We start from the raw sequence: 24,955 nt of genomic DNA on the forward strand, positions 1-24,955 counted from the left end.
TGTATATCAGTATCTAGATACTTCGAATTGATTTTAAATCAGGCTAAAATCAATTCGAAATTTATAAACATCAGACGCGTCTGTATCATCTATTAAAATAGATGGACAAAATATTATCCTAAGGATTGCATGGTCACTAACTTCTTGTAGGTGCCATTCATTGCTAAAAGTTCGGTATGTGAACCTTGCTCTACAATTTCTCCTTTTTGTAATACCACAATATTGTCTGCACTTTGAATGGTAGATAAACGGTGTGCAATAACAATAGAAGTACGGTTACGCATCATTTTTTCTAAGGCATCTTGCACCAAACGTTCACTTTCTGTATCTAAAGCAGAAGTAGCTTCATCAAGAATCATGATAGGAGGGTTTTTTAATACGGCACGTGCAATAGACAAACGTTGTTTTTGCCCGCCGCTTAATTTATTCCCACTGTCTCCAATGTTGGTATCATAGCCTTTTGGTAACTCCATAATAAAATCATGAGCATTTGCTATTTTTGCAGCTTCTATTATCTCTTCATCTGTAGCATTTTCTTTTCCTAAACTGATGTTATTACGAACTGTCTCGTTAAAAAGAATAGAATCTTGTGTTACTAAACCTAAAAGGCCGCGTAAAGAGCCTTTAGAGTATTCTTTAATATTGACTCCGTCGATACTGATGCTTCCTTCATTAACATCATAAAAGCGCGTAACAAGATTAGCTATAGTACTTTTTCCACTTCCAGATTGCCCTACCAATGCCACCGTAGATCCTTTTGGTACCTTCAGGTTGAAGTTTTTAAGTACATATTCATCATCATACTTAAAACTTATATTTTGTAGTGCTATACCAGTATCGAACGTATTTTTTTCTATTGGATTCGTGATTTCGGTAATTGGATTTTCTGTTTCAAGTATTTCTAAAATACGTTCTGCTGCAGCGTCTCCTTTTTTAACCCCGTAAATTGCCTTGCTTATTGCTTTAGCCGGTGTTAAAACACCATATGCTAAACTCATGTAGGTAATGAAAGAAGGTGCATCTAATGTTTTGTCTACTAAAACCATTTTCCCCCCAAACCATAGTAAAACACTAATCGTTAAGATTCCTAAGAATTCACCAGACGGGGATGCTAGATTTTGTCGGTTTAATAATTTATTTGAGAAATTGTAAAATCGATTAGTAGATGCTGAGAAAGTTTTGTAAAAACGAGATTCTGAATTGAATGCTTTAATAACCCGTAACCCACCAAGAGTTTCTTCTACAACCGATAAAAATTCTCCTTGTTCGCGTTGCACGTCATCAGATTGCTTTTTTAGGGACTTCCCAATCAGAGAGATAACATAACCAGAAAGTGGAATAAAAATAAAAACAAATAGGGTCAGTTGTCCGCTAATCAAAAACATTACCGTTATAGTGAAAATTATCGTTAAAGGCTCACGAACAATCAACTCTAAAACAGATAAGAAGGAGTGTTGGACTTCTAATACATCGGAAGTAATCCGAGCAATAACATCTCCTTTTCGCTTTTCAGAATAAAACGAAATAGGAAGCTCTGTAATTTTTTTATACATCGAATTACGGACATCTTTGAGAACGCCGTTTCTTAAAAATGTAATAAAATACATGGCAAAATAATTAGCCAAATTCTTTAGTAGAAATAATACAATTACAAGGCCAATCACTAATACTAAGGCTTTCATTTCATCCTCTGCAGCATATTGGGTTACTTGATAATTCATGTAATCCATGTAATAATCTTTAACATTGCTGATACCTGTATAGGTAGGCGGAACTGTTAAGGCTTCGTTTTTATCAAATAAAACATTTAACATTGGCATCAGCGCGGCAAAAGATAGCGCGCTGAACAATGCGTATAAAATGTTGAAAAATATGTTTAAATATCCGTAGCTACGGTAAGGTTTCGCGTAGCGAAGAATCTTTTTGTAATTATCCATTAATTCAATTTAAGTTCACTCAAAATACGAGCAACTTTAGCTTCTAATTTGGCATTAACTTCTTTGAATGCCGAGGCTGTATCTAAAGAAGTATTGATGCTGAAATAAAATTTAATTTTAGGTTCAGTTCCACTTGGTCTAGCGGCCATTTTGGTGCCATCTTCTGTGGTATAGATTAGTACGTTAGATTTAGGAATGTCAATAGTAGAAATTTCGCCAGTATTTAGGTTTTTAGAGGTTGATGTGTTGTAATCATCAACGATAATCACTTTTGAACCATCAATACTAAGAACAGGGTTTTCTTTAAAATCAATCATCATCTGCTTGATCTCTTCCGCACCTTGCATTCCTTTTTTAGTTAAAGAAATAAGCTTTTCTTTGTAGAAGCCGTAATCAACATAACAATCAATTAAATCTTTGTAGAATGAGCTGCCATTCGCTTTTGCGTTTGCAGCAATCTCACAAGCCAATAGGGTAGAAGTAACGGCATCTTTATCGCGAACAAAATCACCTACCATAAAACCAAAGCTTTCCTCGCCACCACCAATAAAGTTTTGGTTAGGGAAATCTTTAATCATTTTTCCAATCCACTTAAATCCTGTTAATGCAGTTTTGTATTCTACACCATAGGCATTAGACATCGCTTCCATCATTGGCGTGGAAACAATAGTAGAGGCAACAAATTCGTTCCCCTTAAAACCTTCTTGCTTGGCTTTTTCTAAAAGAAATTTAGTCATTAAAACCATCGTCTGGTTTCCATTCAAAATTTCCATTTCGCCATCAAGATTACGTACGGCAATACCTAATCTATCACTATCTGGATCGGTACCTACCACCATATCAGCTCCAATTTCCGTAGCTTTTTTAATCGCCATAGAAAGCGCTTCCGGCTCTTCTGGGTTGGGAGACTTTACCGTTGGGAAATTACCATCTGGTTTAGCTTGCTCTTCTATAATCGTCACGTTTTTATATCCAGCGCGTTTTAGAACTTCTGGAATAGCAGTGATGGATGTTCCGTGTAAGGAAGTGAATACTATTTTAAAATCGTCTTTACCTTTTGCATTAAAACTACCTCTGGCAACAGATTCTGAAATAAAAGCTTCATCAACTTCTTTATCTATTAATTCAATTAAGTCAGGGTTAGCTTTAAAATTAATATCCTCAAAAGAAAGCGAATTAATTTCTGCTACAATTTTCCCGTCTTGTGGGGGTACTATTTGTCCGCCATCTGTCCAGTATACTTTGTACCCATTATATTCAGGTGGGTTGTGTGACGCAGTCAGTACAATACCTGCATGGCAATTTAAATGTCTTACCGCAAAAGAAAGCTCAGGAGTAGTTCTTAATTCAGAAAACAAAAATACTTTAATTCCGTTTGCAGAGAATACTTCAGCCACTGTTTTTGCTAAAGTGTCACTATTATGGCGGCAATCAAAAGCAATAACCACTTTTAATTCTTCTCCTTTATATACTTCGTTTAAGTAATTACTTAAACCTTGTGTACTTTTTCCTAAAGTGTATTTGTTTATTCTATTTGTTCCAGCGCCCATTACACCGCGCATACCGCCAGTACCAAACTCCATATTCTTATAGAACCTGTCTTTTAGTTCTTCGGTATTGTTATCTATTAAATCTTGAACTTCTTTTTTAGTATCAGCATCAAAGAAATCGGTTAACCAGGTTTTGGCTGTATTTAGTATATTGTCCATAAAAATAGTGCTTTAGGGTGTGTCGTAAATTTATTTAGAATATTCGTTTAAAATTGTTGTGTTTAATTCTTCCGCTACGGTATAGCGTGTTTCATTTGTTTTAGATCGTACCATTATTTCTCCTAAAAAACCAGCCAAAAATAACTGTGTACCAATAATCATAGCGGTTAAAGAGATGAAAAATTGTGGTCGGTCTGTAATCAATCTTCCTGTTCTATGAATAAATAGTTTATCAATACCCAAATATAAGGCAAAAGAAAAACCTACAAAAAACATTAATACGCCTAAAGCACCAAATAAATGCATAGGACGTTTTCCGAATTTAGAAACAAACCAAATGGTAATTAAATCTAGAAAGCCATTAATAAAGCGTTCCATGCCAAATTTGGTCTTCCCGTATTTACGGGCTTGGTGTTGTACGACTTTCTCTCCAATATTAGAAAAGCCTGCGTTTTTGGCTAAAACAGGAATGTATCGGTGCATTTCTCCAGAAACCTCAATGTTTTTAATCACTTTGCTGTTAAACGCTTTAAGTCCGCAATTAAAATCGTGAAGTTTTACCCCTGAAGTTTTGCGTGCCGCCCAATTAAAAAGTTTAGAAGGCATGTTTTTACTTAAAACTGAGTCATACCTTTTTTTCTTCCATCCAGAAACAAGATCGTATCCTTCTGTTTTTATGGCAGTATATAATTCCGGAATTTCGTCTGGATTATCCTGTAAATCGGCATCCATAGTAATGATCACATCACCAGCCGCCGCTTTAAAACCTGCATGTAAAGCTTGTGATTTTCCGTAATTACGTAAAAATCTAATTCCTTTTACAGCAGGATTAGTGTTTGATAAAGCCGAAATTTCTTGCCATGAGTTATCTGTACTACCATCATCGATGAAAATAATCTCGTAGGAGAAGTTATTGCTTTCCATGACGGAAACAACCCAATTATGTAATTCTTTTAAAGATTCTTCTTCATTAAGAAGAGGTATAATAATAGATAAATTCATGCAATACTTCTGAAAATCTTTTCAAAAGTACGGATTAATATAAATTTTCAGTCTTTTTTAATATCAGACCTGTAATTAATGCTGTAAAAAATCCTACGACAAGATTCATAACTAACATAGCAGGATAGATAATCCAATTAAACTTACTTTGCATTTCTAGCATGTTTTCAAGATCTTCAGGAGATATTGAAGGGTTGTTTTCAATCATAATAGCTCTAGTGGCTTCTGCGTTTTGCGCCCAAAAGTCAGGAACTATAAAGGTAGTGAGGCAATACATGAAAATAAGACCGATGATAGAAGCAACTATAGCTACTATAGCGCCTATAGCTAAGGATTGTCCTAGAGATAAGTAGTTGTCATTATTTTTTTTGAAATTATAAATTGCTAGGATAACAATGACGATAAATATGATGGCTTGCACAATAGATTTTACGGGCGATGGATCAAAAAGCAAATCGCTAGCCATGAGCATAAAGGTAAATACAATACCGATTATAGCTGCTGCTGTTCCGTAAATTAATCCAAATTTTCCTGTTGTTGGTTTCTTAGCTTCCATGTCATCTTACTTAAAGTGGTTCTACTACTTAGTATCAGTTTAATGTAAAATGTTACAAGAATTAACGGATAAATAAAGAATTTAACGAAGTATTATTTAGTTTTTAGTGCAATTCCGGTAAGGAGTGATACTACAAAACCAATGCATAAATTGAATAATAAGATGAAAGGATAGGTGATCCAAGACATTTTTTGCTTTAATGCAATGTTCTCTTGTAGCTGCTCAGGAGTAATTGCTGGGTATTGTTCTTTGAGTTGTATTCTGTTAATGGCAGCAGAGTTATCCCAGAAATCTGTTAAGATAAAATTGGTTAATAGGTAGGTAAAAAGAATGGTAACTATTGCCGCAACCAAAGCGGTAATAACGCCAACACCTATGGCTTGTTCTACGGCTAAACTGTTATTTTTCTTTTTAAATATATAGATAGCTGTGATTATGGGAACAATTAAAACGACGAAACCACTAAGGGTCTTTTCTATAGATTGATTATAAAGCATGTTTAAAGCAATCAATACCACTGTAAAAATAATGCCAATAACTCCAGTTATGATGCCGTATTTTGTTCCAAATTTTAAAGCTTCAATTTGATGTGGTTTCATATGTTGCTATATATAAATGGATGTCCTTGTTTTAACGGTTTCTTACTATAGTTCCTACGATAAAAGAAACTAGAATGCCAAGTAAAGAGAATTTAAGAATGCTACTGATAATGCTAAAAATAGAACTCGTCTCTTGAATACGGTCTCCTTCATTCATCATTTTTTCTACATCCCCACTTTTTCCATAGAGATTAGCCCATTCCAAAGCGGTCTCTCTTTGAAACTCTGGATCTATATATACATCATATAAATACGATTGAATGGCGTATAAACCACCCACTATTACCATAAACATAACACCAACAATTAAGGCTTCTTTTAGATTTATGCTGTTATTTTGACTTTTCTTGTACTTTTTTATGATATAAATGATGGTTAGTACCTCAAAAACAAATGCAACTAAAAAAGTAGCGTAGTAAACTTTACTATTGGCGCCTGCTATTTTGGGAATTAAATCGAAGATAATTCTTCCAGCCCCGAATATAAGGGCTATTGGTAAAACTATTTTTTTAATTGCACTAGAGTTATCTGATTCCAAAATTTGCTTATTTTTGACTTTAATAGCACAAAAATAGGCTTTAATTCTTGGGAAAGAATCACTCAGAATATTTTTTATTGAATTTTTAGTGATTAATAATTGTAGGTTTAAGAAAAAAACATAAATTTGCATTCTCTAAAAATAGAAGTTATTAAGTTTTTTAAAAATGAAAAAAGATATACACCCACAGAATTATAGATTAGTTGCTTTCAAAGACATGTCTAATGAGGATGTTTTTATTACGAAATCTACTGCAGATACGAAAGAGACGTTAGAAGTTGAAGGTGTAGAGTATCCTTTAATTAAATTAGAAATTTCAAGAACATCACACCCTTTTTATACTGGTAAAGCTAAATTAGTGGATACTGCAGGGCGTATTGATAAGTTCAAGAACAAATACAAGAAGTTCGAAAAATAATATTTTTTGCTACTTTTAGCAATTAAGTCACGTTCCGTTAAACAACGGAACGTGACTTTTTTTATTTTTACCAAAAAATTACTGACTGATGAATTACATTCTTTTTGATGGTACCGTACGGACAGCGCTTTTGCCTTTTACTTTTACAAAGCCTGTGGCTGATATCCGTGTTGGGATTTTTACGATTCGTGAAAAGTGGGAAAATTATTTAAAAAGTACGACCACGTCCATTACTGAGGAATATTTATCGGAAAAATACCCAATGGTAGAGTTGGAAGAGAATGTGTTAATTAATGCGTCTTTTTTGCCGAATGAAACTTTGGTGACTATGGTTACTGAGTTGTCAGAGAACCAAGCTATTTTTTTTGGAGAAGAAGTTATTGCATTTTATACTAAAGAGTCGCAAGAGGAGGTAGATTTAGCTACCTATGAGGCTATTGAATTTGATGGTGACGTACTACGTATCGAAAATTCATGGGATATTTTTTCTAAGAATGCAGCGGCGATACAAGAAGATTTTGATTTTATTACAGAAGACCGTAAAAGTCAGCCTATTTCTAAAACAAATACAGTAATTAATCCTGAGAACATATTTTTAGAAGAAGGTGCTGTGGTTGAGTGTAGTATCTTAAATGCATCTTCAGGACCAATTTATATTGGTGCTAATGCTGAAGTTATGGAAGGTGCTATGATACGTGGCGCTTTTGCATTATGTGAAGGAGCTATAGTGAAGATGGGGGCTAAAATATATGGAGCAACTACAGTAGGACCACATTCTCGTATAGGAGGAGAAGTTAATAATTCTGTTTTGTTGGGATATGCTAATAAAGGTCATGATGGTTATTTAGGGAACTCGGTAATTGGGGAGTGGTGTAATTTAGGAGCAGATACCAATAATTCTAATCTAAAAAATAATTACGATCATGTCCGATTATGGAATTATGAAACCGAGGATTTTTCGAAAACGGGACTTCAGTTTTGTGGTTTAATGATGGGTGATCATAGTAAATGTGGCATAAATACCATGTTTAATACAGGAACTGTAGTTGGGGTAAGTACAAATATTTATGGAGCAGGTTTTCCTAGAAATTTTGTGCCGAGTTATAGTTGGGGCGGTGCTTCTGGCTTTACAGAATATTTGCCTAATAAAGCATTTGAAACTGCAAGATTAGTGATGTCTCGCAGGGGAATAGAATTTGATGAAAAAGAAGAGGCAATTTTAACCCATGTTTTTGAGGAAACTAAAAAGTGGAGAAATTACTAAGCGATGAAAAAGAAAGTTGCATTTTATACCTTAGGATGTAAATTGAATTTTTCAGAAACATCTACAATTGCGAGAGATTTTCAAGAAGAAGGTTTTGATCGTGTAGATTTTTCTGAACATGCAGATATGTACGTTATAAATACATGTTCTGTTACAGAAAATGCAGATAAACGTTTTAAAAGTATTGTAAAACAAGCGCAAAAAGTAAATCCAGATGCTTTCGTTGCGGCTATTGGTTGTTACGCGCAATTAAAACCAGAAGAATTAGCGTCTGTGCACGGTGTAGATTTGGTTTTAGGAGCTACCGAAAAATTTAAAATTACAGATTATATAAACGATTTGTCTAAAAATGATTTTGGAGAAGTGCATTCTTGTGAAATTGTTGAGGCAGATTTTTATGTAGGGAGCTATGCTATTGGCGATAGAACCCGCGCTTTTTTAAAAGTGCAAGATGGTTGTGATTACAAGTGCACCTATTGCACTATTCCTTTAGCTCGTGGAATTTCGCGTAGTGATACTTTGCAGAATGTGCTTAAAAATGCAAAAGAAATTGCGGCGCAAGACATTAAAGAAATTGTACTTACCGGTGTAAATATTGGTGATTATGGTAAAGGGGAGTTCGGGAATAAGAAACACGAACATACTTTTTATGATTTGGTAGAAGCTTTAGATGCTATTGAGGGAATCCATAGGTTAAGGATTTCTAGTATAGAACCTAATTTGTTGAAAAATAAAACTATAGATTTTGTGGCTAAGAGTAATTCTTTTGTGCCACACTTTCATATTCCGCTTCAAAGTGGGAGTGATGAAATCTTGAAATTAATGCGTCGTAGGTATTTGAGTGGTTTATATGTAGACCGTGTTACGCGTATTAAAGAGGTTATGCCGCACGCTTGTGTTGGTGTGGATGTTATAGTTGGTTTTCCAGGAGAAACCGATGAGCTGTTCTTAGAAACCTACCATTTCTTAAATACGTTGGACATCTCTTACTTGCATGTATTTACCTATTCAGAACGTGATAATACTGTTGCTGCAGAAATGAATGGAGTGGTCTCTAAAAATGTGCGTAGTAAACGTAGTAAGATGTTACGGGGCTTATCTGCTAAAAAGAGAAGAGCTTTTTATGAAAGTCAGCTCGGAACTACCCGTACCGTTCTCTTTGAAGGAGAGAATAAGGAAGGGTATATCCATGGTTTTACAGAGAATTATGTTAAGGTAAAATCACCGTGGAATCCAGAATTGGTCAATCAGTTAAAGCAAGTTACGCTTACCACTATTGACGAGGACGGTTTGGTTCGGTTTGATTTTGTGTCAGAAAAAATAGAAGCATAAAAAAACCGCTCTTTTGGAGCGGTTTTTTTAGGATTAGATGCGAATACCGACGGGCAGCATATCTTTATATTTCCTGCTATTTTTTCTTAGAAATCCAGCAATTTGCGGACTTGTAGGTACTACTCGTAAATTTCTTTCTTGAATTACGTTTAATACAGCTTCGATGAATTGTTCTTTAAAGCCTTCTTGAGTAACAGTTTCAGGGATTATCAATTTAGTTAAGAAAATCTTTCTTTCCTGAGCAGAATATTCAATCTTTGCTAAGTGCCCATTAACCGTTGTTTCAAATTGACGTAAGAAACTATTGTCTGTAATGTTTACTTCATTCATATAGTTTTGATTTTAGTTCATTAAAATTAACCCATACAAGGTTCTCAAAGTTGTAAAGGTTGATTGGTGGTAAGATGTAAAAATAAATGTTTAATATAAAAATTAGCAAGAGCATAAAAGTACTTATTTTTTTGCTAATTTCCTAGTTTTCTGATAGTTTACTTTCCTATGACACAAATAAAAATCCCCGTTTATTTTATGCCAGGTATGGCTGCTTCTTCTTTAATTTTTGAGCATATCAAATTGCCTGAAGAGTTATTTACCGTTCATAGGTTAGAATGGTTTGCTCCAGAAAAAGGAATTTCTCTAGTAGCCTATGCAAAACTAATGAGTGAACAAATAACAGAACCTAATCCGGTGCTCATTGGCGTTTCTTTTGGGGGTATCCTCGTTCAGGAAATAGCACGAATTATTCCTGTGAGAAAGCTTATTATAATTTCAAGCGTAAAAGCGCAGTCAGAGCTTCCAAAAAGAATGCAGTTTGCGAAATATACCAAGATTCATAAATTGCTTCCTACAGGGCTTGTGAACAATGTAGAGTTGCTGGCAAAATATGCTTTTGGCGAAACAGTGGTAAAACGATTGGAGTTGTATGAGCGGTACCTGTCTGTACGGGATAAATATTATTTGGATTGGTGTATAGATCATATCATAAATTGGAAAGAAGGGGAGGAGCTTAAAAATTTGATTCATATTCAAGGGGAGAAAGACCCTGTTTTTCCTGTAGAAAACATTAAAAATTGCATAAAAGTTAAAAATGGGACTCATACCATGATAATTCACAGATATAAATGGTTTAATGAGCATCTTCCTACAATTATTTTGCAAAACGAAAGTTCTATTTAATATCTTTGATGTATAAAACTATGGTAGCTATGAAATTTTTAAAAAATACGTTAATGCTTTTGGGAGTGCTATGTGTCGTGAGTACACTTATTTTTGCAGTCCAAAATTCTACAGATGAAAACCAGATTGCAAAAGATGCAACAATGGTGTCAGAAAAAGCAACAGGATACAAAATATCTGCTATTGATATTCCAGATGACCTAAATTTTGCGGGGGAGGCTGTTCCTTTTGAAGATCCTGAAATTATGGAGCGTGTAGATCGTGAATTTTTAGTTAATACTTACTGGCAATCTAACGCGCTTTTATTAATGAAACGCGCTAATAAATACTTTCCAATTATAGAACCTATTTTGGCTAAAAATGGAATTCCAGATGATTTTAAATACTTGGCTGTAGCAGAAAGCGGCTTAGAGAATGTAAAGTCTCCTGCAGGTGCTTCTGGTTTTTGGCAGATTATGAAAACTACAGGTAGAGAGTATGGTTTAGAAGTGAATGATAACGTAGATGAGCGTTACCATATAGAAAAAGCTACAGAGGTTGCTTGTGATTACTTGAAAAAGTCTAAAGAGAAATTTGGTACATGGACTTTGGCAGCAGCATCTTACAACGCGGGATCTTACGGAATTCAGAAATATTTGAATGCGCAAGATGTAAATGCGTATTATGATTTGCTTTTAGGTCAAGAAACTGGTCGTTATGTCTTCCGAATTTTAGCTATTAAAGAGATCTTATCGCACCCTAGTAAATATGGTTTTGATATTGCTAAAGAGGATATGTATACACAAGTGCCTACGTTCAATGTGGAAGTAGATGTTCCAGTGACAAACTTTGCAGATTTTGCTAAGCAATATGAGATTAACTATAAGATATTAAAACGTCATAATCCTTGGTTGCGTGAGCCGCATTTAAACAATAATTCTAGAAAGAAATATATTATTGAAATTCCGAATAAGGGCTATTACAAGGAATCAAAATAGACATTTAAGTACCATTTAGATATAAAAAAGCTTTAGCGAACCACTAAAGCTTTTTTATTGGTTGTTGTTAAGAAGCTTATATTTTCTTCAATTGCTCTTTCATCATTTTTATTTGATCCGAAAGCATATTCTGTTTGTCTAATTTTTTAGCCTCATTAAGAAGCATTGTAGCTTCTCTTTTTCTTCTTTTCTGCATAGAGATACCCGCAAGGCTTAATTTAGCCATAGCGACGTCGTAATTCATTGTTAAGCCAAGTTTTAAAGCTTTCTTAAAGTATTTCTCAGCGGTAGTTAAGTTTGTTTGAGAAAAAATGATGCCATGTAAATAGTTATAATACCCTTGTTGCTTCAGTGTTAGCGCTGCTTCTGGGTTTTTTATTTTAGAAAGCCATTTTTCAGTTCCAGCTAAATCTTGCTTTCGCATTCTTAAAAAGGCTAGAAGTATAATTTCATTTCTGAAATAAAGGAATATAAAAATTAATGAAAACAAGATTAAAAAGATACCATTACCAATGTTACCTTCAATAAATTGGTATATAGCATAGGCTATAATTAATCCGGCAATTATTAATTTAAAAATTTTATTAAACATGTTATTTGTAAATTTGAAAAGGAGTTAGTTTTTACTTCTATTTTTTAATTTGGCAAAAGTAATAAAAACAAACTAAAATATTTTTTAAATTAGATTTGTCAATGCGAAAAGTCTTTGTATATTTGCGCCCAGTTTTGGACGAGCCATCGACAAAACTAATAATTGAAAATTAAAGGATACTAAAGATATTATAAGATGCCCGGACAAAAAAGAACATATCAGCCATCAAAGCGTAAAAGAAGAAATAAACATGGTTTTAGAGAACGCATGGCGTCTGTAAATGGAAGAAAAGTTATTGCTAGAAGAAGAGCAAAAGGAAGAAAAAAATTAACTGTATCTTCAGAAACAAGACATAAAAAATAATGATTCATTTGTTATTTAAAATATTAGGTGTTACTTTTTTATAAGTAACACCTTTTTTTTTGCCTATTTTTAAAAATAATTAGCGAACACTATATAATACAAGTACAATGCCGAAGAAGAAAAGTATCAAATCTGTTTTATTAATTGGATCTGGACCAATTGTAATTGGACAAGCATGCGAGTTTGATTATGCTGGTTCTCAATCGCTTAGATCATTGCGCGAAGACGGGATAGAAACTATTTTAATTAATAGTAACCCTGCTACGATAATGACTGATCCGAGTATGGCAGATCATGTTTATCTAAAACCTTTAACGACCAAGTCTATTATTGAAATCCTAAAAAAGCATCCAAATATTGATGCGGTTTTACCAACAATGGGAGGTCAGACTGCTTTAAATTTATGTATTGAAGCCGATGAAAAAGGAATTTGGAAAGATTTTGGAGTAGAACTTATTGGGGTAGATATTGATGCTATCAACATCACAGAAGACCGTGAAAAGTTTAGAAATTTAATGTTGGAAATTGGTGTTGGCATGGCACCACAGGCAACAGCAACATCATTCTTAAAAGGAAAAGAGATTGCGCAAGAATTTGGTTTTCCTTTAGTTATTAGGGCATCTTACACTCTAGGAGGAGCAGGAGCATCTATCGTTTACAAACCAGAAGATTTTGATGAGTTACTAAGTCGCGGATTAGAAATATCTCCAATTCACGAGGTAATGATTGATAAAGCCTTAATGGGGTGGAAAGAATATGAACTAGAATTACTACGTGATAAAAATGATAACGTAGTTATTATTTGCGCTATAGAAAATATGGATCCAATGGGGATTCATACGGGAGATTCTATTACTGTAGCACCTGCAATGACATTATCTGATAAAACTTATCAGAAAATGAGAGATATGGCTATTCATATGATGCGTAGTATTGGAGATTTTGCAGGGGGATGTAATGTACAGTTTGCTGTAAGTCCTGATGAAAAAGAAGATATTATAGCTATAGAAATTAACCCAAGAGTATCGCGTTCATCTGCACTTGCATCAAAAGCAACAGGATATCCTATTGCAAAAGTAGCAACAAAGTTAGCTATAGGCTACAATCTAGATGAATTAGACAATCAAATTACCAAATCTACATCCGCTTTATTTGAGCCAACCCTAGATTATGTCATTGTAAAAATACCACGATGGAACTTTGATAAGTTCGAAGGATCGGATAGAACTTTAGGCCTACAAATGAAATCGGTAGGAGAAGTAATGGGAATTGGGCGTTCTTTTCAGGAAGCCCTTCATAAAGCTACACAGTCTTTAGAAATTAAGAGAAACGGCTTAGGAGCAGATGGTAAAGGATTAAAAGATTACGATAAAATCATAAGTAAACTAACGATTCCTAGTTGGGATCGTGTTTTTATTATTTATGATGCCATACAATTAGGTATTCCGTTAAGTAGAATTCACGAGATTACAAAAATTGATATGTGGTTCTTAAAGCAGTATGAGGAATTACATGTTTTAGAGAAAGAAATAGAAACCTATACAATTGAGACCTTACCAAAGGATATGTTACTAGAGGCTAAACAAAAAGGTTTTGCTGATAGACAAATAGCACATATGCTAGATTGTTATGAAAGTGAAGTTCATAGTAAAAGAACAAATCTTAATATCAATAGAGTTTTTAAATTGGTAGATACCTGTGCGGCAGAATTTAAGGCAATGACGCCTTACTATTATTCTACTTTTGAAGAAGAAATAGAAACAGCTGATGGAAAGCGCTACGTTGCTAACGATAGTGTGGTTAGCGATAAAAAGAAAATAGTTGTTTTAGGTTCAGGACCAAACAGGATAGGACAGGGTATAGAGTTTGATTATTGTTGTGTACATGGTGTACTCGCAGCTGCAGAATGCGGTTATGAAACTATTATGATTAACTGTAATCCAGAAACAGTATCTACAGATTTTGATACGGCAGATAAACTTTACTTTGAGCCTGTTTTTTGGGAGCATATTTATGACATTATTCTTCATGAAAAGCCAGAAGGTGTTATTGTACAACTTGGTGGGCAGACAGCACTTAAACTTGCTGAGAAATTAGAGAAATACGGTATTAAAATTATAGGAACTAGTTTTGCAGCCTTAGATTTAGCGGAAGATAGAGGACATTTTTCTAAAATGTTATTAGAGAATAACATTCCTTTTCCACAATTTGGAATCGCAGAAACAGCAGATGAAGCCTTAGCACTTTCTGACGAGTTAGACTTTCCATTATTAATAAGACCATCCTATGTACTAGGAGGTCAGGGAATGAAAATTGTGATTAATAAGACCGAGTTGGAAGAGCATGTTATTGATCTTTTAAAGCAAATACCGGGTAATAAGTTGTTGCTTGATCATTATTTAGACGGAGCAATAGAAGCTGAAGCAGATGCAATTTGTGATGGTGAAGATGTGTATATCATAGGGATTATGGAGCACATTGAGCCTTGTGGTATTCATTCAGGGGATTCTAATGCAACATTGCCTCCTTTTAATTTAGGGGAATTTGTAATGCAACAAATAAAAGATCATACGAAGAAAATTGCTTTAGCATTAAACACTGTAGGCCTTATAAATATTCAGTTTGCAATTAAAGATGATACGGTTTATATCATTGAAGCAAACCCGAGAGCATCTCGTACCGTACCTTTTATTGCAAAAGCATACAAAGAGCCGTATGTAAATTATGCTACGAAGGTAATGTTAGGAGAGAAAAAAGTAAAGGACTTTAATTTTAACCCTCAATTGGAAGGTTATGCTATTAAACAACCTGTATTTTCTTTTGAGAAATTCCATAATGTAAATAAAAATTTGGGACCAGAAATGAAGAGTACTGGTGAAAGCATATTATTTATTGATAGCTTAAAAGATGATGAGTTTTACAACTTGTATGCGCGTCGTAAAATGTATTTGAGTAAGTAAGAAAGAACATATTTATTACAGGAAATAGCTTGAGCGTATTGCTCAAGCTATTTTTTTTGCCTCAATTTCTTGGTCGATTACTGATAGGATCTTCAAGTTTCCAAGTCATTAGTCATCATGTTTTGGATCTCTTGATCTACGATGTTGGGGATTTCCACATAAAAAGTAGTTCCTTTTCCGGTACCCTCAGATTTAGCATAAATAGTACCGTTATGTGATTCTATAATCTGTTTAATCATATATAGACCTAAGCCGGTTCCTTTTACGTTAGCATGAAATCGCTCAAATGGTGAGAAAAGCTTTTTTAAAGATTTTTCATCCATTCCAGAACCATTATCAGAAATAGAGAATTGTATGTTGTGGGCATTTTCTTGTGCTTTAATATGAACTACGGGTTCTTTTTGTTCGCCCATATACTTTATAGCGTTATCTAGTAGATTACCAAATACTTGTATAATTCTATTTCTGTCTCCATAAATACTAGGTAAGTTTTTTTCCACGATGAGTTTTACCTTGGCTACTTTTAATTTTCCTTTGACTAAGGTGGTTGATAATGCTACAATCTCATTGACGTCAAGTATTTCATTTTGGTTTTCTATTTTACCAATTTTTGCAATTTTAGTAATATCCCCAATAAGGTTATTCATCGTATCACATGAAATATTAATCATCTCTAGATATTGCTCTAATTCAGGATAGTCTTTCATTGCAAACTCCATAGGAATTAAGCTGGCAATACCTTTAATACCACTAAGCGGACTTTTAAGATCATGTGAAACGGCAAAAGTAAAACGTTGAATTTCTTGATTTTTTGTAGTTAACTCATCAGCTATTTTTTTAAGTTCTTCCTTTTGTTGTTGTAATTGTTGTGTTCGCTCGTCTATCTCTTTTTCTAGTGTTTGTTGGTATAATTTTATACTTTTAAGTCGTAGGTATACCACCAAATAAATTCCTAATATTAAGGAAAGAACCAAAAGCAAGCGAAACCACCAAGTTTCCCAGAAAGGAGGTGTAATGGTAATGTTTAGAGTTGTCTCGTTGTTATTCCAAATCCCATCAGAATTGCTCGATTTTATTCGTAACGTATAATTTCCTGGCTCTAAGTTGGTGTATGTCGCATTCTTTTTGTGTCCCACATAGTTCCAGTCCGTCTCAAAACCATCTAAGAAATAGGCATAGTTCACCTTATCCGGATGACGAAAAGTTAATGCGTTGTACTCAAAATTAAGTACATCATTATCGTAGGAGATTTTAATGGAGTCTACTTGAGAGATGTGTCGTTCTAAAATTTTAGAGGCATCACCTGCATAAATAGGTTTGTTGAAAATCTTTAAACTGGTGATATTTACTTTTGGGGTATCTTCTCTTTTTTTAATATTTTTTGCCTCAAATAAATTGAAACCATTGCTACCCCCAAAAAGTAACTCGTCATTTCTAGTTTTATAAAAAGAATTTGAGTTGAATTCGTTGCCTTGTAAACCATCATTAATATCATAATTTATAGATACGTCGTTTTCAGGATTGTATTGAATAATTCCAAAACCGGTACTTAACCATAATAAATGGTTTTCGTCTTCTATAATTCCTTTTACGGCATCATTTTTCAATCCGGTTTTACGGGTGATCGCTTGAAAATAACCTGTACTAGCGTTGTATTTATTTAAGCCAGCTTGAGTACCTACCCATAAAGTGCCCTTGCTATCTTCTACAATAGCATTAATAAAATCATTACTCATGAGGTGTTCAGGTTCTTGACTATTATAACTGGTGTATTGCCATTCCTCATTTATTTCAGTGAGTTTAAAGAGCCCAGATATTTGTGTGCCAACCCAAATATTTCCATTTTTATCTTCCGTTATGGTTGTAATGGTAGAGATGTTAGTGTCGTTAATGCTGTTCGTAAGCGGTACGTTTTGATGCGTTTTGGTGTCTGGGTTATAGACTTGTAATCCGCCGTGAAAAGTTGCTATCCAAATGCGATCCTTGCTATCCATCATTAAATTAAAAACATTGTTTGATAGTAGAAAAGAGTTTTCTTTGGTTAATACTTCGTAGTGCTTATTCTTTAAATTTAATATAGTAATTCCCTTACCCCAAGATCCTAACCATACATTGTTTTTTTTGTCTTGCAGGATGCTTAATACTACATTGGTATTAAGGGTATTGTTGTCTAAACTGTATTTTTTAAATGAATTAGCACTTCTATCCCAATAATTTAATCCGCCTCCATCCGTTCCTATCCAGAGATGATCTGTAGGGTCATTTTTATCTTGAATAAAACAGTTTATATTGTTGTTATTTAAAGAACGAGAATCAAAAGGTTGGTTTTTTATATGTTCAAATTTATGATATATGGGATCGAAGAAGCTTAGTCCCTTTTTATAAGGACCTAGCCACATAATTCCTTCACGACTGTATATAGACCAGATAGAGTTGCTGGAGATGGAATTTATATTGGTATTATCATATTTTAAATTTGATAATTGTTTGGTATTTTTTGAGTAAATAAAAAGACCATCATTTTCACTACCCATCCAATAATCGCCGTTTGGCGCAATGGCTAAAGATAAAATAGGATACCCATTACTTATTTTTTTTCGTTCAACCTTTAAGGCATGGTCTGGTTGTATTTTTAATTCAAGGAGCTCACCGTTATGCAGGCCAATTAAAAACTGGGTTGAGTTTTGTTGTATTACACTTCGTATTCTCTGATTTTCATGAAACTTTGATACTATTTGCAATTCCTTATCCAACAACCAGATGTCATTATCGATAAAAACTAGCGTGTTTTGATTATCTAGTCCTGCAATTTTAACAAAATAGTTGTTCTTTAGTATGTTGGGGGTCCCTTCCTGATAGACAAATTCTTTAAGGTCCCCTGTGGTTGTATGATATTTGAATAAGCTTGTTGTGGTTCCCAGCCAAAGAATATCTGAGGATTTAGTAATGGAATAAAAATGTTCTAAGGCTATTTTTTTACCTTCTCCAAAAAATGGATAGGGTTTTAGCACGTCCATCTCCCTTTGATATATATTTAAACCCTGTACAGTTCCTATATACAGTTGTCTATCGTCATCTTCGTAAATATCTTCGATATAGCCATTGGTGAGGCCAGTTGTACTATCCACAGCCTGCTCATATATTTCAAAACTTTTACCATCATATTTATTAAGTCCATTTCTGGTGCCTATCCATAAATATCCATAACTATCTTCAAATATCACATTAGCAGAGCTTTGTGATAAACCTCCTGGTAAGTGTTGAAAAGAGATATCAGTCTGGTTTTGTTGTGCAAGAACAGGTGTACAACATTGTAGTAGTAACGATAACCATAACATTAGTGTAGCTGCTTGCTTCAGTAATAACATATTAATCAACAGGGGTTTATATTAAAAAGTAAGTTAAAGATTACAATATTAGGAATATTAACCGTACGTATATATTTTTTGTTGCCTATGAACGCTATGTTGTGGTAAAAAACTGATTTATAGAAGAGTGCATGACTTATTCTCTGGTTGTTATTTGAAATCATTGCTTTCCCTTTGTCAATAGGGGTAGCTCTATATGATATAGATTAGGGAGGGCATGCAATAAACAATAAGATCCATTTGTTGGATAATTAAGGTCGATAAATGTAATAATGAATATCCTATTTTAAGAATATCATTAAAAGAAACCTCCTGAAGTAACTATACTACTGGGAGTTTCTTTTTGTATGAAAATTGATTTATTTTTATTCGAGACAACTATCTAAAATTAGAGTATGACAAAGAAGATATATTTGCAATTATGGTTAATGCTGTTAGGAGTTGTATCGCTTGCAAATAGTCAACAGCAAGAATCTAAAAATGAAAAACCAAATATTCTTTTTATTTCAATAGATGATCTTAGACCAACCCTAGGTGCTTATGGGGATACAGCAGCTATAACACCCAATTTGGACGCCTTAGCTTCACAAGGAATGACTTTTATGGACACTTACGCTCAGGTTGCTGTTTGTGCACCTTCTAGAGCGAGTCTAATGACAGGATTACGGCCCGATGCTACACGTGTGTGGCATTTAGGTGATAAGTTTAGAGATATAAATCCAGAAGCGGTTACTATGCCGCAATACTTTGCAAAGCATGGCTATCATACCGTGAATATGGGTAAAATCTATCATAATTACATGCCTGATTCTATATCATGGGATGAGCCAGATTTAAGACCTTCTAGGTATCTTAAAAAAGAATGGCTGAAAAGAGATGGTGAGACTTTTTACATTAGCGAAGCGGTGAATAAATCACAGGTAATTAAGAGAGACTCTTTATTAAAATTACGTCCAGAACGGTATGCAGATGGTTGGAATACGGGACCTGCTTGGGAAGCTGCCGATGTACATGACACTATGTATTATGATGGTGCGCAAACTAAATTAGCAAAACAAACGCTCACAAGGCTTTCTAAATCAAAAGCACCATTCTTTTTCGGATTAGGATATTTTAGACCGCATTTACCATTTACTGCACCTAAAAAATATTGGGATTTATATGACCGAGACAAAATTCCTACGGCAATAAATCCTGAAATACCTAAGGGAGCACCACTGCATACCATGAACTCTATGTATGAGTTGCGGCATTATGATGGTTTTGGTTACATTGGCCATCCTACGTCTCCTAATCGTATTTCTAAAGATACCATTCTAAGCTTAAAACATGGTTATTATGCCTGTGTTAGCTATGTAGATTCATTAATAGGAGACCTAATTGCTCATATGAAAACTATTGGCATCTATGAAAATACAATTATCATTGTGTTTGGTGATCATGGTTGGAAATTGGGAGAGCATAATAGCTGGGGTAAAATGACCAATTACAATATTGATTTGAAAGTACCTATGATAATTAGATATCCAAATCAGCAGGTAAAAGGAACAAAGAGTTATGCTATCACAGAACTGATAGATATGTTTCCGTCCCTTTGTGAACTTTCTGGTATTCCTGTTCCGGAGTATATGCAAGGTACAAGTTTCGTACCGCTACTGGATAAGCCAGATTTACCTTGGAAAAAAGCTGCTTTTAGTCAGTTTCATAGGCGACCAAAAGTGTCCGCAGATGGTAAGCGCTATATGGGCTATTCTATGAATACAGGGAAATACCATTATATTGAATGGTATGAATGGGATGATAAAAAAGGGAGTAGAGGGGAATATAAAACATCAGAATTGTATGATTCAGAGGACGATGCTTATGAGACAATAAATCTTGCTAAGGAGGAGAAATTTGCAACGATAGTTAAAGAACTTTCCGTGCAATTGCTAGAAGGTTGGGAACAAGCAAAGCCAGCACGTTAATATTGTATATGAATTTGGAAGGGCTAGTGTCGTAAATTTTAGATAATTCTTCTATGTTGCCTTAGGTTGTAAATACCCCAGAGCATAAAAATAAATTCTAGAATAAATCCTACCATGAATTGAGGTGAAATACCATCTAGGATGGTGCTAACAAGTCTTCCTAGCGCTAAGCCACCCATAAATAAAATATTAACAAGCGTAGCAGATTCCCAATAGTTTTTATTTCGGATTCCGTAAATCCAAAAACAACCAATGGCAAGATACAGTCCCATAATGGCTCTGAAGATATTTTTTAAATCAATATCTGTAACATCAAAACCAAATACATAAGGTAAAAATACACTAGGATTACCACCATATACGAAGCTAACACTGATAACCACAATTGCCGATAGGGTTAACTGTAGGTTTTTGTATTTAGGGTTCTTAAAGAAAGCCATGCGCTAAAAATAATAGGTACTTTAAAAGTATGCAATAAACCATCCATTATCCTGTGATGGATGGTTTATTTTTGAAATTAATGACTTTGAATAAGTTCTCTAATTTCTTTAGGATCTTCACCGTATTCATTAGGCCCATGTGTTCCTTCTGTAACTTCTAATACAAGTAACCAAATACCACCAACAAACGGAATTAAGGCTACAAAAATCATCCAGCCACTATTATTGGTGTCATGTAATCTTCTTATGGTTATTGCTATGCTAGGAATTATAATAGCTAAACAGTAGAGCGTAGTTACTAAAAATAGAGGGAAATCTGCTAAATAAGATATAATCCCGTCTATAATTAAACTTGCGAACATAAACAAGATAGAGAAAAGTCTAAACATCCAATATTCTTGTCTTCTTGAACGTCCATCAAATTGTGCATACTTCTTTAATGCATCTAAATACCATTTCATAATTAAGTAGGTTAAATTTATATCGTATTAAACCTAAATTTCATCATATTATTGTACTGAAATAGTTTCAAGTAGAAATAAAAAAAGCCCAATAGTGAACTACTGGGCTTTTTTATACATTATTATCTATAAGGTTATGCGCCCCATTCGGTATGAAAAATACCTTCCATATCATTACGTTCATAGGTGTGAGAACCAAAATGATCACGTTGTGCTTGTATTAAATTTAAGGGTAACTTACTTGATGTATACGCATCAAAATACGTCAAAGAGTTAGATAATCCTGGCATTGGAATTCCGCTTTTAGCAGCAAAAGCAACTAGCTCTCTTGAAGAAGAAACGGTTTCTTGCACTTTAGGAACAAAAGACGGTGCTAATAATAAATTGTTTAAATTCTTATCCTGTACATAAGCATTAGAAATATCAGCAAGCAAACCTGCTCTAATAATACAACCTGCTCTCCAAATTTTTGCAATCACAGATAGGTCTAATTCGTAGTTGTACTCTTTAGAAGCATCCGCTAATTGATGTAAGCCTTGTGCGTACGTAGTTATAAAAGCAAAATATAAGGCTTCTTCTGCCATTGCAATTAAATCTTCTTTGGCAATTGAAGCAATCTCTGGTCTGTCATATAATGCATCTGCAGCCACACGTTCTTCTTTTAAAGCAGATATTTCACGCATACTCACGGCAATATCAATCGAGGGAACAGGAATACCTAAGTCCATCGCATTTTGTGAGGTCCATTTCCCAGTTCCTTTCTGTTTTGCTTTATCTAAAATTTTATCTACCAAACGGCCATCACCTTTGTCATCTTTTTGATTGAAGATTTCGGCTGTAATTTCAACTAAAAAAGATTGTAATCTTCCTTTATTCCAAGTATCAAAAACAGTATGTAATTCGTCATTAGATAAGCCAACTGCTTTTTTAAGGATATCATATATTTCAGAAGTCAGTTGCATTAAACCGTACTCAATACCATTATGTACCATTTTAACATAATTACCGGCAGATTTAGGACCTAAATAAGCAACGCAAGGTTCGCCATTGTATTTTGCAGAAACAGCTTCAAAAATTGGCTTCACATGTGTATAAGCTTCCTTGTTTCCGCCAGGCATAATACTTGGACCTTTACGAGCTCCTTTAGCTCCTCCAGAAACTCCAGAACCAAAAAAGTGAATTCCTTTTTCTTGTAAGTAAGCTTCTCTTCGGTCTGTATCCGTAAAGAAAGAGTTTCCACCATCAATAATAATATCATCTTTAGCTAAGAAAGGTAAAAGGTTTTCTATGACCGCATCTACAATTTTACCTGCAGGTACTAACAACATTATTTTTCGAGGGGTAGCTAATGCCTTTACAAAAGTTTCAATATCAGTAGCGGCATTTACTTTTTCTAAATTTCCACCTTCTGTTTTTAAGGCGTCTACTTTCTCCTGGTCTAAATCGTAACCAAAAGCTTTAAAGTTATTATCGGCTACATTTAAAATAAAATTACGCCCCATAACTCCAAGTCCTACCAATCCAAAATCATAATCTGTATGCTCCATGTATGTATATGTTTTAATCCCTAACATTAGGTGTCAATATTGTGTAAAGTATTCGACTAAACTATTAATTGATGTAAATAAGTCTTAATTTAGCCAAAGAATTACATCAAAATTAATTTAAAATATTCAATTAGGCGGGTTATACGCAAGAAACTAACCAATGTGTCTGTAAAAATTGAAAATACAACATAAAGAGTTTAAAAAAAGCAAAGATTTATGAACAAGACGGCAAATCAAATGCTTATTATTTTTGGAGCTTCAGGAGATTTAACGGCGAGGAAATTAATTCCTGCTATATATAACTTATATAAAGGAAAACACCTGCCAGAAAATTTTGTTGTTTTAGGAGCAAGTAGAAGTTCAATTACCGATAGTGAGTTTAGAAAAAAGGTAGTACACGAAAGTGAATACCTAAAATCTAGCATTAAGAAAGAAGATCATGATTTTATCGCTACGTTTTCTGATAAGTTATTTTACGAGGATTTAGGAGATGATTATGATACAGATTATGACCGATTAAGCAAACGAATTGGGGATCTAAACAATAAATACAATACCGAGAATAACTATATATTCTACCTTTCTACACCACCGAGTTTATACGAAGCCATTGCAAAAAACCTTTCGGATAAAGGACTTAATAATGAATCGGATGGCTGGAAACGTATTTTGGTTGAAAAGCCTTTTGGTTATAGTTTACAAACTGCACAAGATTTAAATAAGGGCTTACAGAAATATTTTAAGGAAAAACAAATTTATAGAATTGATCATTATTTAGGGAAAGAAACCGTTCAGAACCTATTGGTGACACGTTTTGCCAACTCCATTTTTGAGCCTTTATGGAATAGAAACTACATTCACCATATTGAAATTACCAATGCAGAGACGGTAGGGGTAGAAAAACGTGGTGGATATTATGATAAATCTGGTGCTTTGCGTGATATGTTTCAAAGTCATTTATTACAAATAGTTTCTTTAATAGTGATGGAGCCACCCATTAATTCTAATGCAGAAGAGATTAGAAATGAAAAAGTAAAAGCACTTAAGTCGCTTAGAATTATGACCGATGAGCAAACGCTTTTTGATCATACCATTAGAGGGCAGTATGTAGCTTCTGAAATAGATGGGCATCCTGTTAAAGGCTATAGAGAAGAAGAAGGTGTAGATCCTAATTCTAAAACAGAAACCTTTGCGGCAGTAAAATTCTTTGTAGATAACTGGAGATGGAGTGATGTTCCTTTTTATGTGCGTACCGCTAAACGTATGCCAACTAAGGTAACTGAGGTCGTGATTCATTTCAAAACACCACACCATCAAGTATTTAATGAACAAGATATTAATAATAAGCATAATAAATTAGTCATTAGAATACAACCAGATGAAGGTATTTTAATCAAATTTGGTGTTAAAGTTCCTGGACAAGGATTTCAGGTAGAACGCGCCAATCTTGATTTCTATTATTCTAGTTTAGTAGACACAAATGTGATGCAAGCTTATGAACGTTTATTGTTAGATGCTATGCAAGGTGACGCTACATTATATGCTAGAGCAGATGAAGTAGAGGCTGCATGGGCATTTGTAGATCCTATATTAAACTACTGGGAACATAGTAAAGACGTAAAAACTTACGGGTATTCTGCAGGAGTTTGGGGACCAGAAAATTCTAATGATTTGATTGAAGGAAATTTTGTTTGGCGTAATCCAGGTCCACATCTAGTAGATGATTCTGGGTTCTGTGTAATTTGTTAA

General features: G+C 34.1%; 21 protein-coding genes. 9 read left to right on the top strand and 12 right to left on the bottom strand.

The window, feature by feature from the left end; all coding sequences use genetic code 11:
- Window positions 1–113 precede the first annotated feature (113 nt).
- From BLQ19_RS17210 to BLQ19_RS17235, 6 genes are all read right to left on the bottom strand, one after another.
- Entirely contained in the window at window positions 114–1,937 is a 1,824-nt protein-coding gene (locus tag BLQ19_RS17210; RefSeq protein WP_024479817.1) for an ABC transporter ATP-binding protein, read from the bottom strand.
- Window positions 1,937–3,646, bottom strand: coding sequence for a phospho-sugar mutase (locus tag BLQ19_RS17215; RefSeq protein ID WP_024479818.1), 1,710 nt, complete (start codon window positions 3,644–3,646; stop codon window positions 1,937–1,939). The genes BLQ19_RS17210 and BLQ19_RS17215 overlap by 1 nt, the downstream gene beginning before the upstream one ends.
- 30 nt (window positions 3,647–3,676) lie before the next feature.
- A complete protein-coding gene (locus BLQ19_RS17220) occupies window positions 3,677–4,648 on the bottom strand; it encodes a glycosyltransferase family 2 protein (RefSeq protein WP_024479819.1) in 972 nt (323 codons plus the stop codon).
- A gap of 34 nt (window positions 4,649–4,682) precedes the next feature.
- Window positions 4,683–5,204, bottom strand: a complete 522-nt coding sequence (locus BLQ19_RS17225; RefSeq protein ID WP_024479820.1) for a DUF4199 domain-containing protein — start codon at window positions 5,202–5,204, stop codon at window positions 4,683–4,685.
- Window positions 5,205–5,296: 92 nt separating this feature from the next.
- Window positions 5,297–5,803: a DUF4199 domain-containing protein gene (locus BLQ19_RS17230; RefSeq protein WP_074539172.1), complete on the bottom strand. Its 507-nt coding sequence runs from the start codon at window positions 5,801–5,803 to the stop codon at window positions 5,297–5,299.
- A gap of 31 nt (window positions 5,804–5,834) precedes the next feature.
- The gene (locus BLQ19_RS17235; protein ID WP_162147796.1) at window positions 5,835–6,341 is read right to left on the bottom strand and encodes a DUF4199 family protein; all 507 of its coding nucleotides are present in this window, start codon (window positions 6,339–6,341) and stop codon (window positions 5,835–5,837) included.
- Between the two features lie 166 nt (window positions 6,342–6,507).
- On the opposite strand from BLQ19_RS17235, the gene BLQ19_RS17240 reads away from it, so the two are divergent.
- The 3 genes from BLQ19_RS17240 to mtaB all read left to right on the top strand — a co-directional run bounded on the left by BLQ19_RS17240 (window position 6,508) and on the right by mtaB (window position 9,355).
- Window positions 6,508–6,759 (top strand): type B 50S ribosomal protein L31, encoded by a 252-nt coding sequence (locus BLQ19_RS17240; RefSeq protein WP_024479823.1) that lies wholly within the window; start codon window positions 6,508–6,510, stop codon window positions 6,757–6,759.
- 88 nt (window positions 6,760–6,847) lie between these two features.
- A complete protein-coding gene (locus tag BLQ19_RS17245) occupies window positions 6,848–8,023 on the top strand; it encodes a GlmU family protein (RefSeq protein ID WP_029445732.1) in 1,176 nt (391 codons plus the stop codon).
- A 3-nt stretch (window positions 8,024–8,026) separates the two neighbouring features.
- The gene (gene mtaB, locus BLQ19_RS17250; protein WP_024479825.1) at window positions 8,027–9,355 is read left to right on the top strand and encodes a tRNA (N(6)-L-threonylcarbamoyladenosine(37)-C(2))-methylthiotransferase MtaB; all 1,329 of its coding nucleotides are present in this window, start codon (window positions 8,027–8,029) and stop codon (window positions 9,353–9,355) included.
- 33 nt (window positions 9,356–9,388) lie between these two features.
- Here the strand turns inward: mtaB and BLQ19_RS17255 are convergent, their stop codons facing one another.
- Complete coding sequence (locus BLQ19_RS17255; RefSeq protein ID WP_024479826.1) at window positions 9,389–9,685, bottom strand: GNAT family N-acetyltransferase; 297 nt, start codon at window positions 9,683–9,685, stop codon at window positions 9,389–9,391.
- Between the two features lie 168 nt (window positions 9,686–9,853).
- On the opposite strand from BLQ19_RS17255, the gene BLQ19_RS17260 reads away from it, so the two are divergent.
- Both BLQ19_RS17260 and BLQ19_RS17265 read left to right on the top strand, forming a co-directional pair.
- A complete protein-coding gene (locus BLQ19_RS17260) occupies window positions 9,854–10,531 on the top strand; it encodes an alpha/beta hydrolase (RefSeq protein ID WP_029448440.1) in 678 nt (225 codons plus the stop codon).
- Window positions 10,532–10,560: 29 nt separating this feature from the next.
- Complete coding sequence (locus BLQ19_RS17265) at window positions 10,561–11,508, top strand: lytic transglycosylase domain-containing protein (protein WP_024479828.1); 948 nt, start codon at window positions 10,561–10,563, stop codon at window positions 11,506–11,508.
- A 76-nt stretch (window positions 11,509–11,584) separates the two neighbouring features.
- On the opposite strand, the gene BLQ19_RS17270 is transcribed toward BLQ19_RS17265, so the two are convergent.
- A complete protein-coding gene (locus tag BLQ19_RS17270; protein WP_074539173.1) occupies window positions 11,585–12,100 on the bottom strand; it encodes a hypothetical protein in 516 nt (171 codons plus the stop codon).
- 195 nt (window positions 12,101–12,295) lie between these two features.
- On the opposite strand from BLQ19_RS17270, the gene rpmH reads away from it, so the two are divergent.
- Entirely contained in the window at window positions 12,296–12,463 is a 168-nt protein-coding gene (rpmH, locus tag BLQ19_RS17275; RefSeq protein WP_013548937.1) for a 50S ribosomal protein L34, read from the top strand.
- A gap of 107 nt (window positions 12,464–12,570) precedes the next feature.
- On the top strand, window positions 12,571–15,423 hold the full coding sequence (gene carB / locus BLQ19_RS17280) for a carbamoyl-phosphate synthase large subunit (protein WP_024479830.1): 2,853 nt from the start codon (window positions 12,571–12,573) through the stop codon (window positions 15,421–15,423).
- 92 nt (window positions 15,424–15,515) lie between these two features.
- On the opposite strand, the gene BLQ19_RS17285 is transcribed toward carB, so the two are convergent.
- Window positions 15,516–18,791, bottom strand: coding sequence for a ligand-binding sensor domain-containing protein (locus BLQ19_RS17285; protein ID WP_254788415.1), 3,276 nt, complete (start codon window positions 18,789–18,791; stop codon window positions 15,516–15,518).
- A 395-nt stretch (window positions 18,792–19,186) separates the two neighbouring features.
- On the opposite strand from BLQ19_RS17285, the gene BLQ19_RS17290 reads away from it, so the two are divergent.
- On the top strand, window positions 19,187–20,758 hold the full coding sequence (locus tag BLQ19_RS17290; RefSeq protein ID WP_083332283.1) for a sulfatase: 1,572 nt from the start codon (window positions 19,187–19,189) through the stop codon (window positions 20,756–20,758).
- Window positions 20,759–20,796: 38 nt separating this feature from the next.
- Here BLQ19_RS17290 and BLQ19_RS17295 read toward each other — a convergent pair whose 3' ends face one another.
- The 3 genes from BLQ19_RS17295 to gnd form a co-directional block, all read right to left on the bottom strand.
- Window positions 20,797–21,198 (bottom strand): DUF4345 domain-containing protein, encoded by a 402-nt coding sequence (locus BLQ19_RS17295; protein ID WP_024479833.1) that lies wholly within the window; start codon window positions 21,196–21,198, stop codon window positions 20,797–20,799.
- Between the two features lie 77 nt (window positions 21,199–21,275).
- Window positions 21,276–21,659, bottom strand: coding sequence for a DUF805 domain-containing protein (locus BLQ19_RS17300; RefSeq protein WP_074539175.1), 384 nt, complete (start codon window positions 21,657–21,659; stop codon window positions 21,276–21,278).
- Between the two features lie 134 nt (window positions 21,660–21,793).
- A complete protein-coding gene (gnd, locus tag BLQ19_RS17305; protein ID WP_074539176.1) occupies window positions 21,794–23,206 on the bottom strand; it encodes an NADP-dependent phosphogluconate dehydrogenase in 1,413 nt (470 codons plus the stop codon).
- Window positions 23,207–23,422: 216 nt separating this feature from the next.
- Between gnd and zwf the strand changes: the two genes are divergently transcribed.
- Complete coding sequence (gene zwf, locus BLQ19_RS17310) at window positions 23,423–24,955, top strand: glucose-6-phosphate dehydrogenase (protein WP_074539177.1); 1,533 nt, start codon at window positions 23,423–23,425, stop codon at window positions 24,953–24,955.

The sequence above is a fragment of the Cellulophaga baltica genome, assembly GCF_900102165.1.
GTDB classification, from domain to species: Bacteria; Bacteroidota; Bacteroidia; order Flavobacteriales; family Flavobacteriaceae; genus Cellulophaga; species Cellulophaga baltica.